The following is a 15,127-nucleotide window of genomic DNA, read 5'->3' as shown; positions in this document are numbered from 1 at the left end:
ATCCTCTTGTCCAGTCATCCTACAACTAGATCGGCCCGGCGTGGCATCGGCCTGAAAAGCCGCAAACCCTGCCAAAGTCACCAGCTATGGCACCCGAAGCGGCAGCAGGACCGGCACCGGCGACTCCTTCCCCGCGCCAGTTCGTCAGCGGACAGCTGAAGCTGCTCCCCTGGGCGGTGCTGATCGGGGTGGGCAGCTCGGCCGTACTGCTGGGGATCAGCAAGCTGGAGGAGCTGGTGCACCACCTGCTCTGGCAGCACCTCCCCGACTGGCTGGACATCAGCCCGGACAGCGGCGGGTGGATCATCGCCGTGCTCACCGCCATCGGCCTCGCGGTCGGCCTGGTGGTCCGCTACGCCCCCGGCCACGGCGGACCCGACCCGGCCACCGAGGGCCTGGTCGCCCCGCCGATGACGCCGCTGATGCTGCCGGGCCTGCTGCTGGCCACCGTGCTCGCCCTCGGCGGCGGGGTCAGCCTCGGCCCCGAGAACCCGATCACCGCCGCCAATATCGCCCTGGCCTGGTGGTTCGGCAGCCGGGTACTGAAGAACAAGGACGTCGAGCTGTGGGTCGCGCTGGGCGCCGCCGGAACCATCGGCGCGATGTTCGGCACCCCGGTGGCCGCCGCGCTGATCTTCTCCGAGACGCTCACCCGCCGCGCCGGGGTCAGCCTCTGGGACCAGCTGCTGGCCCCGCTCGCCGCGGGCGCGGCGGGCTCGCTCACCACCACGCTGATCGCCGCGCCCTCGCTGTCGGTGACCGTCCCGCCGTACCGCGGCTTCGAACTGGTCGACCTGGTCTCCGGGACGGTGATCGTGCTGGTCGCGACCGGTCTCGGGATCGCCGGGGCCTATGCGTTCCCGGCGCTGCACAAGTGGTTCCAGTCGCTGCGCAACCCGGTGCTGGCGCTCACCGCCGGCGGGCTGCTGCTGGGCGTCCTCGGCGCGATCGGCGGCGAGATCACCCTGTTCAAGGGCCTGGACCAGATGCGGGAACTGGTCGCCGGACTGGACGGCTTCAGCAACGCCAAGCTGCTGCTCTACGCCGTGGTCAAACTGGCCGCCCTGATCCTCGCCGCGACCTGCGGCTTCCGCGGCGGCCGGATCTTCCCGTCCGCCTTCGTCGGAGTGGCGCTCGGCTGCCTGGCCCACGGGCTGGTGCCCGGCATCCCGCTGGGGCTGGCCATCGGCGCGGGAGTACTGGGCATGGTGCTCGCGGTGACCAGGCAGGGCTGGCTCAGCCTGTTCCTCGGCGTGGTCATCGTCGGCGACCTCAGCCTGCTGCCGGTGCTGTGCGTGCTGGTCGTGCCCGGCTGGCTGCTGTGCGTCGGCCGCCCGCCGATGCTGATCACCCGGCCGGCCGCGCCGCTGCCGCCGACGCGCGCGCTACCCGCGACCGATTAGCGGCATCGCGCTCGCCATCACCGTGACGAAGGGGATGTTGGCCTCCAGCGGCAGCGAGGCCATGTGCAGCACGGTCCTGGCGACGTCCGCGACGTCCATGGTCGGCTCGATCGCGGTGCTGCCGTCGGCCTGCAGGATCCCGGTCGTCATCCGCCGGGTCATCTCGGTGGCGGCGTTGCCGATGTCGATCTGCCCGCAGGCGATCCGGTGCCGCCGCCCGTCCAGCGCCAGGGACTTGGTCAGCCCGGTGATCGCGTGCTTGGTGCTGGTGTAGGCGACGCTGTGGGGGCGGGGCGCCTGCGCGGACACCGAGCCGTTATTGATGATCCGTCCGCCCTGCGGCTCCTGAGCCATCATCAGCCGGTACGCGCCCTGGGCGCAGAGGAAGGCCCCGGTCAGATTGGTGTCCACCACCCGGCGCCACTGCTCGAAGGACAGCTCCTCCGGCGGGGCCGAGAAGGCGGACACCCCGGCGTTGTTGAACAGCAGGTCGAGCCGTCCGAAGGCCTCGCGGACCACGGCGAACAGCGCGTCCACCGCGTGCGGGTCGGTGACGTCGGTCGGCACCACCAGCGCCGCCGCCTCCCGGCTGCTCGCCGCCGCGGTCTGCTGCAGCGCCTCGGGCCGACGCCCGGCCAGGGCGACCGCCCAGCCGGCCTCCAGCAGCGCCAGCGCCGTGGCCCGTCCGATCCCCGACCCGGCGCCGGTGACCACCGCGACGCCCGTGTGTCCGCTCGTTGCACTCATGTGCGGCAGCGTACTGGGAGCGCGGGCCCGGTCGGGCGGACCCCGCTACGGCTGCGGGAACAGCCGCTCAAGCACCACCGCGACGCCGTCGGCGTCATTGCTCAGGGTGGTCTCGTCGGCGACGGCCAGCAGCAGCGGGTGGGCGTTGGCCATGGCCACGCCGTGCGCGGCCCAGCCGAACATCGGCAGGTCGTTGGGCATGTCGCCGAAGGCCAGGGTGCGGGTCTTGCGGACCCCGAGCCGGGACGCGGCCAGGGCGAGCCCGGTGGCCTTGGACAGGCCCAGCGGGAGCACCTCGACAAAACCGGGCCCGGCCATCACCACGTCCACCAGCTGGGTGCCGATCTCCCGGACGATCTCGGTCAGTTCGTCGTCGGTCAGCACCGGGTGCTGCAGGAAGAGCCGGGTGACCGGCTCGTGCCACAGCTCCTCCAGGTCGGTGACCGCGCGGGTGTCGTCCTCCCCCGCGCCGGGGACGCTGTAGCCGGGGCCGGTCAGCACCTCCCCGTCCAGGCCGTCCCGGGCCACGGCGAGGTGCAGCGGGCCGGTCTCGGCCTCGATCTTGCCGAGGGCGATCCTGGCCAGCTTGCGGTCCAGGGTGATCGAGGTCAGCTGCCGGTGCGCGCCCGCGTCGTAGAGCTGGCCGCCCTGGCTGCACACGGCGAGGCCGGTGTAGCCGATGGCGTCCAGGGTCGGCCTGGTCCAGGACGCGGAGCGGCCGGTGACCACGACATGCTTCGCCCCGGCGGCGGTGGCCGCCGCGAGCGCCCGCTGGGTGCGCTCCGACACGGTGTGGTCGGAGCGCAGCAGGGTGCCGTCGAGGTCGGTGGCGATCAGGTCGTACGGGCGCTCGGCGGCGGTGCTGTCGGCGGTGGTGCTGTTCACTTGCCGACCGGCTCCAGGACGGAGCGCCCGCCGAGGTAGGGGCGAAGCGCCTCGGGGACCAGGACCGAGCCGTCCGCCTGCTGGTGCGTCTCCAGGATCGCGACGATGGTGCGCGGCACCGCGCACAGCGTCCCGTTCAGCGTGGCGAGAGGACGGTTGCCCCCCTCGCCGCGCATCCGGATGTCCAGCCGGCGCGACTGGTACTCGGTGCAGTTGGAGGTCGAGGTCAGCTCGCGGTACTTGCCCTGGGTCGGGATCCAGGCCTCGATGTCGAACTTGCGGGTGGCCGAGGAGCCCAGGTCGCCTGAGGCCACGTCGATCACCCGGTAGGCCAGCTCCAGGCTGTCCAGGAACTGCTTCTCCCAGTCCAGCAGGCGCTGGTGCTCGGCCTCGGCGTCCTCGGGCGTGGTGAAGACGAACATCTCCACCTTGTCGAACTGGTGCACCCGGATGATGCCGCGGGTGTCCTTGCCGTAGGTCCCGGCCTCGCGGCGGAAGCAGGGCGAGAAGCCGGCGTAGCGCAGCGGCAGCCGGTCCGCGTCGATGATCTCGTCCATGTGGTACGCGGCCAGCGGCACCTCGGAGGTGCCGACCAGGTAGAAGTCGTCCTCCTCGAGCCGGAAGACGTTCTCCGCGGCCTGGCCGAGGAAGCCGGTGCCCTCCATGGCCCGCGGCTTGACCAGCGCGGGCGTCAGCATCGGGGTGAAGCCGGCCTCGACCGCCTGGGCGATGGCCATGTTGACCAGCGCCAGCTCCAGCAGCGCGCCGATGCCGGTCAGGTAGTAGAAGCGCGAGCCGGACACCTTGGCGGCCCGCTCGATGTCGATGGCGCCGAGGATCCGCCCCAGCTCCACGTGGTCCCGCGGCTCGAAGCCCTCGGCGGCGAAGTCGCGCGGGGTGCCGACGTGCTCAAGGGTGACGAAGTCCTCCTCGCCGCCGATCGGGGCGTCCGGGTGCAGCAGGTTGGCGAACAGGCCCTGCAGTCGCTTGGCCTCCTCGTCGGCCTCGGACTGCTCGGCGCCGGCCGCCTTCACCTCGGCGGCGAGGGCGGAGGCGCGCTTCAGCAGTTCGGCCTTCTCGTCGCCCTTGGCGCTGCGGATCTGGTTGCCGATCAGCTTCTGCTCGTTGCGCAGCTCGTCGAACCGGGAGCCGGACGAGCGCCGTCGCTCATCGGCACTGAGGAGGGCGTCGACGAGGGCGACGTCCTCTCCTCGGGCGCGCTGCGAAGCACGCACACGGTCGGGGTCCTCACGGAGCAGGCGAAGGTCAATCACGGGGATGAGCCTACCGGTCGCAGCCCCTGGCCTGCCGCTGCTTAAGCCCGGACATCGGGCAGGGGGCGGTCGGGGGACCAGGGGGAGAACGTGTGGGGGGTTTGTCATAAGTTCGTCCCGGTCTCTCATCAGGGCTGTGAAAAGCCTGTTAACCGTATGAATCACCGACCTAGGGTGTGCGTACGTACCAGACAGTGGGGGGCACATGAGCAGGCGTTTCAACGTGCGGGCGGCTCTGGCGGGGACCGCGATCGCCGCGCTGGCGGCGACAGCATTGACCGGTTGCGGGGCGGCCAAGGGCACGCACAGCGCCAGGGCCGGAGCCACCGGCCCCTCCACGGGTTCGTCCCCGGGCTCGCCCTCGGGCTCGTCCTCCGGGCCGGGGGGCGCCGCCAGTACTCCCCCCTCGCCGCCGAAGAGCACCTCGGGCGACAACGTGCCGCCCGGCGGAACGCTGAAGGCCAGCCCGGTGCTGGAGTACTACACCGGGGCCCAGGACCGCTCGGTCGCGCTGACCTTCGACGACGGGCCCAGCCCGGTCTGGACGCCGAAGATCCTCGCGGTGCTGGCGAAGTACCACGCGCATGCGACCTTCTGCGAGATAGGCCCCAACGCCCGGGCGAACCCGGCCATGGTGCAGGCGATCCGCGCCGCCGGGGACCAGCTGTGCGACCACACGGTCTCCCACAACGAGGCGATGTCCAAGCGCCCCCTGGCCTACCAGACCCAGGAGATCGTCGGGGCCAAGGAGATGATCGAGAAGGCCGGCGGCAGCGGCACCCAGGTGAGCTGGTTCCGGGCTCCCGGCGGTGACTTCTCCCCGCCGAACCGGACCATCGCGGCCCAGAACGGACTGCGTCCGCTGGCCTGGTCGGTGGACACCACCGACTGGGAGCGCCCCGGGGTCGGCGCCATCGTCTCCCATGTGCACCACGAGCTGTCCAAGGGGGCGATCATCCTGATGCACGACGGCGGCGGGGACCGCAGCCAGACCGTCGCGGCCCTGAACGTGCTACTGCCTCAGCTGATCCACGCGGGCTACTCTTTCGATTTCCCCGCTAAGTGATCAACCATTGCTCAATGGTTGCCATGCTCTGTCCTATTCTGACCGAAATAAGTGCAGTTGTGATGTCCATAGCAGTCTGGAGCAGGCTGGGGATAACTGCCCGCAGCCTGTGGATATCTCGGTGACCGTCGAGCGATCATGGATTTGTCCACAGTTGGAGAAGTCGACCTGTGGATTTCCGGGAACCTGGATCTTGATGGTTCGGATCGCACCGGAGCCCGGCTAAACCTGCCTGCCTGCCCCATCTGCGTGATTTTTGGCGAACCCTCGGGGTGCAACCGGGAAACGACCGCACGGAATGGGCATATGTCCGATTCGAAGTCGATCAGCGGTCATGAGTGGGCAGCTGGGGATTTGTCGATTCATCCCCAGCCTGTGGATAACTCACCCTTCGCACAACTCTCCACCGGCCTGGGGAAAACCCGGCCGTGGACCCGCTTCGGACGCACTGCTGGCCCGGTCGGGGCCGCCGGCAAAGTGATCGAAAACGATCAACCCTCGCCGCGGCCGTCCAGGCAGCGGGACAGCCAGTCCGCGGCGCTGCTGAACTCCGCGTCCGAGGTGCCGGGACGGACCTCCGCCGGGACCTTGTCCGCGCGCGGGTAGGAGCCGAGGAAGCGGACCTTGGGGCAGATCCGGTGCAGGCCCATCAGCGCCTCGCTGACCCGCCGGTCGGTGATGTGGCCCTCGGCGTCCACCGAGAAGCAGTACTGGCCCAGGCCCTCGCCGGTCGGCCGCGACTCGATCCGCATCAGGTTCACCCCGCGCACCGCGAACTCCTGCAGCAGTTCGAGCAGCGCGCCGGGGTGGTCGTCGGCCAGCCAGAACACCGACGAGGTCTTGTCCGCGCCGGTCGGCGCGGCGGTCCGGCCCGGACGGCCGACCAGGACGAAGCGGGTGGTCGCACTGCTCGCGTCATGGATGTCGGTGGCCAGCGGCTCCAGTCCGTACAGCGACGCGGCGAACTCCCCGGCGAAGGCGCCGTCGAAGCGCCCCTCCTGCACCAGCCGCGCGGCGTCCGCGTTGGACGCGGCCGACTCCCAGTGCGCCTCCGGCAGGTTCGCCGACAGCCACCGCCGCACCTGCGGCTGCGCGACCGGGTGCCCGGAGACCGTCTTCACGTCCGCGAGCGCGGTGCCGGGGCGGACCAGCAGCGCGAAGGCGATCGGCAGCAGCACCTCGCGGTAGATCATCAGCGGGGTGCCCGCGGCCAACTCGTCCAGCGTCGCGGTGACGCCGCCCTCCACCGAGTTCTCGATCGGCACCAGCGCTGCCGCGGCCTCCCCGCTGCGCACCGCGTCCAGTGCCGCCGGCACCGACACCGAGGGCACCAGCTCCCGGGTCGCCGCTTCGGGCAGCGTGCGCAGCGCCGCCTCGGTGAACGTTCCGGCCGGGCCGAGGTAGGTGTAGCGGGTGGCGGACAACCGGGGCCTCCGTGGGTGGGGCAGGCGCATTGTGGACGAATGCCACGGTAACCACAACCGGGCCCCCGGGGTGCCCGGTCTCAGGTTGTGGTCCGCCGCGAGGGGAGCGTGCGGTATCCCGATTACGCCTCCAGCAGGGCTTGGCCCACGTAGCCGTCCGGGTCGGCCGCGCCGCCCGGGACGGCGTAGAGGCCGCTGGACTCGTGGCTGATGAACACCGAGAGGGCGTCGGCCCTGGACAGCTTGAGCTGGACCGGGACGAAGCCGGTGCGCGGGTCGGCCTGGAAGGCGACGAAGAGCAGCCCGGCGTCCGGGGCCCCGTCCGGGCGGAAGCCGTCGTGGTACGAGTAGCCGCGCCGCAGCATGGCCGCGCCCTGGTTGGCGTCCGGGGTGGCGACCCGGATGTGGGCGTCGCCGGGGATGGCCAGGCCGCCGTCGGGCCCGAGCTTGCCCAGGTCGGCGGGGGTGCTCTCGGTGCCGCCCGAGAGCGGGGCGCCGGACGCCTTGTGACGGCCGATCACCCGCTCCTGACGGTCCGTCGACTGCAGGTCCCAGGGGTCGAGCAGCATCCTGATCCGGCGGAACACCGCGTAGCTGCCGCCCGCCATCCAGGCCGGCTGGTCCTTGGCCGGGTCTGTCTTCGCCGGGACGAACACCCGGGCGTCGAAGGTCGGGTCGGTCGGCTTGGGGTTGTTGGTGCCGTCGATCTGGCCCATCAGGTTCCGCCCGGTGCGCGGTCGCGCGGTCGCGCCCGGGCTGCGGGAGAAGCCGCTCATCTGCCAGCGGACGGTGGCCGCCCCGGCCGCGAGCCGCTGCAGGGTGCGCATGGCGTGGAAGGCGACCAGCCCGTCGTCGGCGCAGACCTGGACCCAGAGGTCGCCGTCGCTGCGGCGGCGGTCGAGCTTGTCCTCCGGGAACGCGGGCAGCGGCGCGAGCGCGGCCGGGAGCTGCGCGGTGAGCCCGGCCTTGGCGAAGACGGAGGCGCCGAAGCCGAAGGTGACGGTGAGCGAGGAGGGCCCGGCGTCCAGGGCCGAGCCGTCGTCGCTGAGCCCCGGCGGCGTGCGGCCGGCCGCGAGCGCGGCGGCTGCCGCGGACCAGCGCTTCATCAGCGAGGCCAGGCCGGGCCGGGCGGTGCCCGGGGTGAGGTCGAAGGCGGTGGAGAGCATCCGGGCCTGCGCGGGCTCGACGATGCCGCCCTGGTGGGCCCCGTGGAAGGGGTGCGCGTTCGCGCCGAGCGCGGTGAGCGGGGTGCGGGCGCCGGCGTCGCCGGACCCGGCGGCCGGGGTGGCCGCCGGGCTCGCGGACGAGTTCGTCGCGGCGAGGGCGCCGGCCCCGACGGCGAGGCCCGCCGCGCCGGCCGCCCCGGCGGTGGCCAGCAGCCTCCGCCGGGACACGGTGCTGTTCCCGCTGTTCTTCTTGGTGCTGTCGTCGCTCATCAGTTGCTTACCTGCATCGGTGCGGTGACGGTGGTCTCGTCGATGTCGTCGGACCGGATGATGACCTGCATCTGCCAGTCGCCCGCCATCGGCAGCTGTAGTCCGGACGCGGCCCAGTGTCCGATGTCCACCTTGTCCAGCTGGACCGTGAACGGGCCGAGGCTCTTCGCCGGGAGGGTGACCCGGATGTCCAGTTCGGGCTCGTCCACGGGGGCGCCGCTGCTGTCGTAGACATAGGCGTGCAGCTGGTTGCTGCCGACCCGGGCCGGGTCGATGTCGATGCTGACCTTGCCCTTGGCGTTGTTGGTGGAGCCGCCGGTGTCGAAGGTCAGGTTGATGTCCACGGGGCCGCTCGGGGCGGAGGTATTGGCCTGGGCCTGCCCCTGGCTCTGCGCGGTGACGGAGCGTCCGGGCGGGGCGTTGGTGAGCAGCGTGGTGACCACCAGCACGATGACGGCGAAGGTCACCTCCAGCAGCACCGAGCGCAGCAGCATGCCCCTGGCGGGGCTGGCCTCCCGCGCCCTGGCCGCCACCACGGAGCTGCGCGCCGCCTCCTGCCGCCGCAGTTGCGCTGCGCGCACAGGGTCCAATTCGGCGTCGCCGTCGACGTCGCGCTCGGCGTCGTCGGCGTCCCCCGGCGCAGGCGCGCCCTCGTCCGTACCCGTAGTTGCACCCGCGCCCGCGCCGGCAGGCGTACCCGCGCCTGCACCCTCGGCCTCGGCTGTGCCCGCTCCCGCTCCCGCGCCTTCGGCCGCCGTACCCGCGCCCAGCGCCGGAGCCTCCGCGCGCAGCACCGCGGTCCAGCGGCGGGACATCCAGGCCGAGGCGAGGATCACCAGCACCGCGCCGATCTTGACCAGCAGCAGCCGCCCATAGGTCGTGCTGACCAGCGCGTCCCAGCTGCCGAGTCCGCGCCAGGCCTGGTAGACGCCGGTGCCGACCAGCGCGGTGACCGAGCACAGCGCGACCGTGGAGAAGCGCTGCACCTGCCGGACGCCGATGCCGCCGTCCTGGACCGGGATCCGCAGCCCGGTCAGGACGGTGGTCAGGCCGCCGAGCCAGCAGGCCATGGCGAGGATGTGCACCACGTCCAGCGGGACGGCCAGGTCGACCTGGATGCCGACGGAGGCGTGGTCGGCGAGGGCCCAGGTGCAGGCCAGCGCGATGGCGAGCACTGCTCCGGTGATACCGAGGGTGGCCCGCAGACGCTGCTCTGCTTTCGGATCAGTGCTCTCGGTTTCCGGCAGGCCGACCCCGGCCTGCCCGGCGAGCAGCGAAAGGAACACCCCGGCCGCCGCCAGCAGCAGCATCCGCACCACCAGCATCGTGCCCAGATGCTCGTGCAGCGTCTGCTGAATCATCGTCAGATTGAAGAGGCTGCCGAGCCCCTTCGCCGCCTCGTAGGGCCCGCGCAACAGCAGTTCGGCGACGGTCGCCAGCAGCAGTCCGGACCAGCCGCCCAGCATCAGCCGCTGCACCGGCCGCAGCCGCACCCCCCGGGGCCAGCAGAGCAGCACCAGCGCCACCGACCCGACCAGCAGCGCGTACGCGCCGTACTGGACGCTGCGGGAGGCCCCGTACAGGAACCCGACCACCGTGTCGCCCTTGGTGGCCTGCTCACCGGCGACGCTGGTGGTGGTGGAGGCATGGCCGTAGGAGAAGGTGAACGCGCCGGAGACCGGGTGGGTGTCGGCCGACACCGCCCGCCAGGCGACCGTGTAGGTGCCCTGGGCCAGCCCGGGCACCAGCGCCACCCGCGCGGTGGAGTCGTCGCTGCCGGCGTGGCCGCTGGAGCCGGTGTCCACCCGCTTGCCCGTGGGGTCGAACACCCGCATGGCGTCGCCCTCCAGCGTGACCTGCTCGCTGAAGTGCAGGGTCACCTGCGTCGGCGCGGTCTGCACCACCGCGCCCTGCTTGGGGTCGCTGGACAGCAGCGCGGCGTGCGCGGACGCGCCGGTGGCCCCGGCGAGCATCAGCCCGAACAGGGCGGCGAGCAGCACCAGCAGGGCGGCGGCGCGGCGGCGGCCCGGCAGTGGGCGGGACAGCGTCAGCATGGTGGCGGTCACTTCGTCGTCGGTGGCTGGTAGGACATCGGCTGGACGGTGGCCTCGACGGTGACCGTGCCGGTGTGCTGGAACGACAGTGTCAACTCGATCTGCTGCCCCACCTTGGGCGCCGGGGTGATCCCCATCAGCATCACGTGGGTGCCGCCCCGGGCGAGGTGCGCCTCGCCGTGCGCGGGCACGTCCACTCCGGCGACGGTGTGCATCGAGGTGGTGGTGGACTGGTTCAGCACCGCGCTCTGCACGGAGCTGCTGCTGACCGAGACCAGCCGGTCGGCGCTGCCGCCGCTGTTGCCGATGTCGAAGTAGGCGACGCCCTCGGCCGGGGACGCCGGCAGGGGTATGTAGGCGCCGCTGACGCTGATCTTCGCGGGTGAGCTGTCCGCCGCGGCGGACGAGCCGCAGCCGGCCAGCGAGGCGACCGCCAGCACCGCCGCGCCCGCCGCCGCCACTATCGGTCCGGTTCGCCTCATGAGGTCACGCCCTTGATCAGCAGTGGCAGGTCGTGCAGGTAGACGGCCGAGGCCGTGTCGCTGGTGTAGATGGTGTGCGCCTTGCCGTCGGTCGGCAGGTACGCCAGCACCTGCGCGCCGTGCACCGGCTCCTTGCCCGCGGTTGGGGCCTCGACACCGACGCCGACCGACTTGGCGGCGGCGATGATGGTGTTGATCGGGGCGGTCAGGCCGATGAAGCTGCTGTTGAAGGCGTTCAGCCAGGTGCGCATCGCGGCGCCGGTGTCCCGGGCCGGGTCGGTGGTCACGAACACCACCTGGACCTTTTGCTGGTCGGCCTCGGGCAGCTTGGCGATGGCCGCCGCGATGTCGTACATGGTGGTGGGGCAGACGTCGGGGCAGTGGGTGTAGCCGAAGTACAGCAGCACGGTCCTGCCGGCCGTCTGCTTGGCGATGTTGAACGGCTTGCCGCTGGTGTCGGTGAAGGCGACGTCGGGCTTGGCGAAGGTGCGGCCCAGGTTCAGGCCCTGGTAGGGGCCCTTGTTCTGGCCGGACACCTGGGCGGCCGAGTCGCCGCCGAGGGCGGAGGAGCCGGAGGACGGGGCGGCGGAGCCGCAGGCGGTGAGCAGCAGCGCGGCGGTACCGGCGAGGGCGCCGGTGAGCAGGGTTCGGCGGCGCGGGTGGTGCGGCATCGGGGTCATCCATTCCTGGAGCGGGTGCGCGTACGGGTCGGCTGGGGGGTGCGACGTGCGAGGTGCCAAGTGCCGAATACGGGGTGCGGGGTGCGCGGGGGCGGACCCGGTCGAACCGACCGGGTCCGCCCCCGCGCGGCATCACTCGCCGGCGCTACCGCCGGTGCCGGCGCTACCGGCGCTGCCGGCGGGGCCGCCGCGACGCCAGCCGATGAAGCCGAAGCCGACGCCGAGCAGGCTGACCAGCAGGCCGACCCCGCCCAGCACCCGGGCCAGGGTGTCGCTGCTGCTCCGGCCGGCCGGAGCCGTGGCCGCCGTGGTGGAGGCGGTGGTGTCGGTGACGGTCGGGGTGACCGCCTCGCTGCTGCCGGCCGCCGCCGGCGCCGTCAGGCTGAGCACCGGCGCCGGGTTCTCCGGCTCCGGCTGTCCCGCGACCCGCGGCTGGATCCAGCGGACCACGGTGCCGTCGCTGTACGTCTGCAGCGCCTTGAAGGTGAGCGAGGCGGTGTCGGCGGGCAGCGGGCCGAGCGACAGCGCGAAGTCCTGGAACTGGCCGGGCTTGATCGCCCCGCCGCTCCAGACGATCTCCGAGACCGCCTCGGTGATCTGGCCGTCGTCCGTGGTGATCGGCTTGGCCAGCTTGGTCTTCGTCACGCTGACGGTCCATCCGGGGACGTTCTCGGTGGACACCGAGGCGATCGGGTGGTCGGTCGGCAGATAGAACTCGATCCTGGTGGTGTCGGCCTTGTCCTGCTCGTTCGGGACCCGCACGTCGATCTCGGTGTAGCTGCCGCGGACGGCGGTGCCCGGGTTGACGGTGACGTGCGCGGAGGCCGGGCCGGCCAGCAGCAGCAGGCTGCCGGCGGTCATCGCGGCAAGGGTGGTCATGGCGGTACTACGGCGCATGGAAACAGCTCTCCAGTGCATGGAGGGACAGGGGGACAGGCGACTGCTCGGGGCCTGCCCTGCCACTGTTCGCGCAGGTCAGGCCGCCAGCACCGACGGCGGTCCGCGCCTGATCAGCTGGTGCCGCAACCACGTCGTCCGCAGCCGGACCCGTACCTCGCCGTCCATCGGACGGAACCGGGCCCCGGCGTCCGGGCCGAGCTGTCCGAGCAGGCCGCGCAGCCACCCGGCGGCCAGCGCCAGCAGGGTGCGCAGCGGGGCGCTCCAGGTCTGCGCGAGGGTCTCGGTGAGCTGCGCGGTGACCCGCAGCACCCGCCAGACGGCGGCCTCGCCCCGGCGCAGCCACCAGCCGGCGACGACCGCGGCGAGCAGGTGGCCCAGCAGCATCAGCGGGGTCAGCCCCAGGTAGGCGGTGTGGGCCCACCCCGGCAGCTGCGGGGTGCTGGCGAGCACCAGGTGCGGATCGATCCCGGCCCGGCTGACGATCTGCGCCGCGGTGCTGCCCGGGGGCAGGGTGAGCCCGGCCGGGGCTCCGGCCGGTCCGCAGAGCAGTTTCGCCGCGAGCGCGGCCAGGGCGCCGCTGCCGCTGTGGGCGGCGCTGCCGGTGGCGTCCCCGCCCATCCCCGGCATGTCCGCCATGCCGCTCATGCCACCCATGCCGGCCATCCCGCCGCCGCTCATGGCCAGCCGGTGGAACAGCAGGTGCAGGCCGAGCTGCCCCACGGCCAGTCCGGCCGCGATCGACGGCATCGAGCGCTCCCGCCCGGCCAGGACCGCCGCCAGCGCCCACACGGCCAGGCCGCTCAGCAGCAGCGTCCCGCAGGGGACGGCCCCGCCGCCGGCCAGGTCGTGCCCGAGCGCGGACACGGCGACGCAGACCACCGCGAAGGGCAGCGCCCTCAGTGCACGGAGGCCCGGCGTGGCGGAACGTCCCGGCGTGCTCGCCGGGACGGGTGGGGACACAGTCATGGCAGCTGTCAGTCTCTCACCGGCCCCGTAGCGGTCAGCCGCTGGGGCCCGGGTCCGTCCATGGCTGTTTCCGCACACCCTGGAACGCGCGCCGGGCCGTGGCCGCGTGCGCCCGCGCACGGGCTGCTCAGCGCGCCCCGACTGTGCTCCCTCCGGGTGCTTCCACCTCCGCTCATCGGCCGGCGGGGTGACAAGTTCGCGTCTTCGCGGTTGATTCCGCTGACGCTCGGTTATAGGTAGTGATATGTGGAGCCGCAGCCAGGAGGAGCCTGCCGTGGACATCTGGTGGTCTCTACACCTTCGGCGCGAGCCGGCCAGCGTGCCGCTCGCCCGCCATATCCTGCTCGGGACGATGGCCTCGGCGGGCGTCGACCCGGACATCTCGCACGAGGTGGGAGTGGCCCTCACCGAGGCCTGCGCCAACGCCGTCGAGCACGCGCGGCACACCAACGGGGCAGGTCAGGACAGCGGCTTCCAGGTCACCGCGACCATCGAGGACGGCTGCCTGCGGGTCGAGATCACCGACAACGGGCCCGGTTTCTCCGCCGACCCCCGCTGCGCCTCGCCCGCGCCCGGCCTCCCGGCCTCGGCCGCCCCGACCAGGATCCGTCCCTGTGTCGCCCGCGGCCGGCACCGCCGCCGGATGGCGCCGGCCCTGGTCCGGCCGCTGGCCGTGGTGGGCCCCGACCTCGGGGATCTCGAGGGCCTGGAGGATCTGGAGGACTTCGAGGGCTTCCAGGAGTTCGACGGCCTCGCGCCGTTCCTCGGCATCCCGGACGACGCGGGCAGCTGCCTGCCGGACCTGGACGCCACCAGCGGACGCGGCCTGTTCCTGATCCGGGCGCTGATGGACCACGTCCAGTTCCGCAACCACCCCAGGAGCGGCGCCGTGGTCTCCTTCGACAAGGTGCTGAAGTTCCGCGAGCGACCGCTGCTGCACGCCTCCTGACCGGCTCCCGGTCGCACCCGCTTCCGGAACATCCGGCTTGACTCTCACGCGACGTGAGGGCCGAGGCTGGAGCACGGAAGGGAGCACGGAGCCATGAGCTACTCGGTGGGCAAGGTCGCCGACCTGGCCGGAACCACGGTGCGCACACTGCACCACTACGACGAGATCAAGCTGCTGTCGCCCAGTGGACGCACCCCGTCCGGCTACCGCCGCTACGACGACGCGGACCTGGACCGGCTGCAGCAGATCCTGTTCTACCGCGAGCTCGGCTTCTCCCTGGAAGAGATCGCGTCCGTCCTGGACGACCGGGACACCAGCCCGTCCGAGCACCTGCGGCGCCAGCACGCGCTGCTGACCGGACGGATCGCCCGGCTCCAGGAGATGGCCGCGGCCGTGGAGCACGCACTGGAGGCACAGAAGATGGGCATCAAGCTGACCCCCGAGGAGAAGTTCGAGATCTTCGGCGAGGGCTACCAGGAGTACGAGGACGAGGCGGAGCAGCGCTGGGGCGGCAGCGACGCCTGGAAGCAGTCGCAGCAGAAGGCGGCGCGGCTCAGCAAGGCGGACTGGGTCCGGATCAAGGCCGAGGGCGACGAGATCATGCGCCGGATCGCCGAGTCGGTCCGGGCCGGGATCCCGGCCGACAGCGAGCAGGCGATGGACATCGCCGAGGAGCACCGGCAGCACATCATCCGCAACTTCTACGACTGCTCCTACGTCATGCAGCGCGGACTGGCCGTCATGTACCTGGCCGACCCGCGCTTCCAGGAGACCTACGAGAAGGAGGTCACCGGCGGCGCGGCCTGGTTCCACGACGCCGTGATCGCCAACGCCGACCGCGGCGAGGCGGCCTGACCAGCC

14 protein-coding genes are annotated in these 15,127 nt (G+C 72.2%); 4 read left to right on the top strand and 10 right to left on the bottom strand.

Features of this window, described 5'->3' with window-relative positions:
* The first annotated feature begins 86 nt into the window (after positions 1–86).
* Positions 87–1,403 carry an ion channel protein gene (locus ACEZDG_RS17180; protein WP_380509743.1) on the top strand — a complete coding sequence of 439 codons (1,317 nt, stop codon included), beginning with the start codon at positions 87–89 and terminating at the stop codon, positions 1,401–1,403.
* Here the strand turns inward: ACEZDG_RS17180 and ACEZDG_RS17175 are convergent.
* Genes ACEZDG_RS17175 through serS form a run of 3 tightly spaced genes read right to left on the bottom strand, consistent with a single transcriptional unit; the run spans position 1,386 to position 4,309 of the window.
* Positions 1,386–2,150: an SDR family oxidoreductase gene (locus tag ACEZDG_RS17175; RefSeq protein ID WP_380509741.1), complete on the bottom strand. Its 765-nt coding sequence runs from the start codon at positions 2,148–2,150 to the stop codon at positions 1,386–1,388. The genes ACEZDG_RS17180 and ACEZDG_RS17175 overlap by 18 nt on opposite strands.
* Positions 2,151–2,195: 45 nt before the next feature.
* A complete protein-coding gene (locus ACEZDG_RS17170) occupies positions 2,196–3,035 on the bottom strand; it encodes an HAD family hydrolase (RefSeq protein WP_380509738.1) in 840 nt (279 codons plus the stop codon).
* Positions 3,032–4,309: a serine--tRNA ligase gene (gene serS / locus ACEZDG_RS17165; protein WP_380509735.1), complete on the bottom strand. Its 1,278-nt coding sequence runs from the start codon at positions 4,307–4,309 to the stop codon at positions 3,032–3,034. Before serS ends, ACEZDG_RS17170 begins: the two co-directional genes overlap by 4 nt.
* A 205-nt stretch (positions 4,310–4,514) precedes the next feature.
* Here serS and ACEZDG_RS17160 point away from each other — a divergent pair, with 205 nt between their 5' ends.
* Positions 4,515–5,375 carry a polysaccharide deacetylase family protein gene (locus tag ACEZDG_RS17160; protein ID WP_380509732.1) on the top strand — a complete coding sequence of 287 codons (861 nt, stop codon included), beginning with the start codon at positions 4,515–4,517 and terminating at the stop codon, positions 5,373–5,375.
* 491 nt (positions 5,376–5,866) lie between these two features.
* Here the strand turns inward: ACEZDG_RS17160 and pheA are convergent, their stop codons facing one another.
* The 7 genes from pheA to ACEZDG_RS17125 form a co-directional block, all read right to left on the bottom strand.
* Positions 5,867–6,799, bottom strand: a complete 933-nt coding sequence (pheA, locus tag ACEZDG_RS17155) for a prephenate dehydratase (RefSeq protein WP_380509729.1) — start codon at positions 6,797–6,799, stop codon at positions 5,867–5,869.
* Positions 6,800–6,921: 122 nt separating this feature from the next.
* Positions 6,922–8,235 carry an iron uptake transporter deferrochelatase/peroxidase subunit gene (gene efeB, locus ACEZDG_RS17150; RefSeq protein WP_380509726.1) on the bottom strand — a complete coding sequence of 438 codons (1,314 nt, stop codon included), beginning with the start codon at positions 8,233–8,235 and terminating at the stop codon, positions 6,922–6,924.
* Positions 8,235–10,301: a copper resistance protein CopC gene (locus tag ACEZDG_RS17145; protein WP_380509723.1), complete on the bottom strand. Its 2,067-nt coding sequence runs from the start codon at positions 10,299–10,301 to the stop codon at positions 8,235–8,237. Before ACEZDG_RS17145 ends, efeB begins: the two co-directional genes overlap by 1 nt.
* Positions 10,298–10,771, bottom strand: coding sequence for a copper chaperone PCu(A)C (locus ACEZDG_RS17140; RefSeq protein ID WP_380509720.1), 474 nt, complete (start codon positions 10,769–10,771; stop codon positions 10,298–10,300). The genes ACEZDG_RS17145 and ACEZDG_RS17140 overlap by 4 nt, the downstream gene beginning before the upstream one ends.
* Positions 10,768–11,451, bottom strand: a complete 684-nt coding sequence (locus tag ACEZDG_RS17135) for an SCO family protein (protein ID WP_380509717.1) — start codon at positions 11,449–11,451, stop codon at positions 10,768–10,770. The genes ACEZDG_RS17140 and ACEZDG_RS17135 overlap by 4 nt, the downstream gene beginning before the upstream one ends.
* A 132-nt stretch (positions 11,452–11,583) precedes the next feature.
* Positions 11,584–12,348 (bottom strand): YcnI family copper-binding membrane protein, encoded by a 765-nt coding sequence (locus ACEZDG_RS17130; RefSeq protein ID WP_380509714.1) that lies wholly within the window; start codon positions 12,346–12,348, stop codon positions 11,584–11,586.
* A 78-nt stretch (positions 12,349–12,426) separates the two neighbouring features.
* Complete coding sequence (locus ACEZDG_RS17125; RefSeq protein ID WP_380509711.1) at positions 12,427–13,317, bottom strand: hypothetical protein; 891 nt, start codon at positions 13,315–13,317, stop codon at positions 12,427–12,429.
* 274 nt (positions 13,318–13,591) lie between these two features.
* On the opposite strand from ACEZDG_RS17125, the gene ACEZDG_RS17120 reads away from it, so the two are divergent.
* On the top strand, positions 13,592–14,266 hold the full coding sequence (locus ACEZDG_RS17120) for an ATP-binding protein (RefSeq protein WP_380509708.1): 675 nt from the start codon (positions 13,592–13,594) through the stop codon (positions 14,264–14,266).
* A gap of 93 nt (positions 14,267–14,359) precedes the next feature.
* Positions 14,360–15,121, top strand: a complete 762-nt coding sequence (locus ACEZDG_RS17115; protein ID WP_380509705.1) for a MerR family transcriptional regulator — start codon at positions 14,360–14,362, stop codon at positions 15,119–15,121.
* Positions 15,122–15,127 lie beyond the last annotated feature (6 nt).

Origin of the sequence: Streptacidiphilus alkalitolerans, from assembly GCF_042511045.1 — a bacterium.
Taxonomy (GTDB): Bacteria; Actinomycetota; Actinomycetes; order Streptomycetales; family Streptomycetaceae; genus Streptacidiphilus; species Streptacidiphilus alkalitolerans.
Note: the sequence above shows the minus strand (reverse complement) of the source record. Positions and strands in the feature narration are given on the sequence as shown.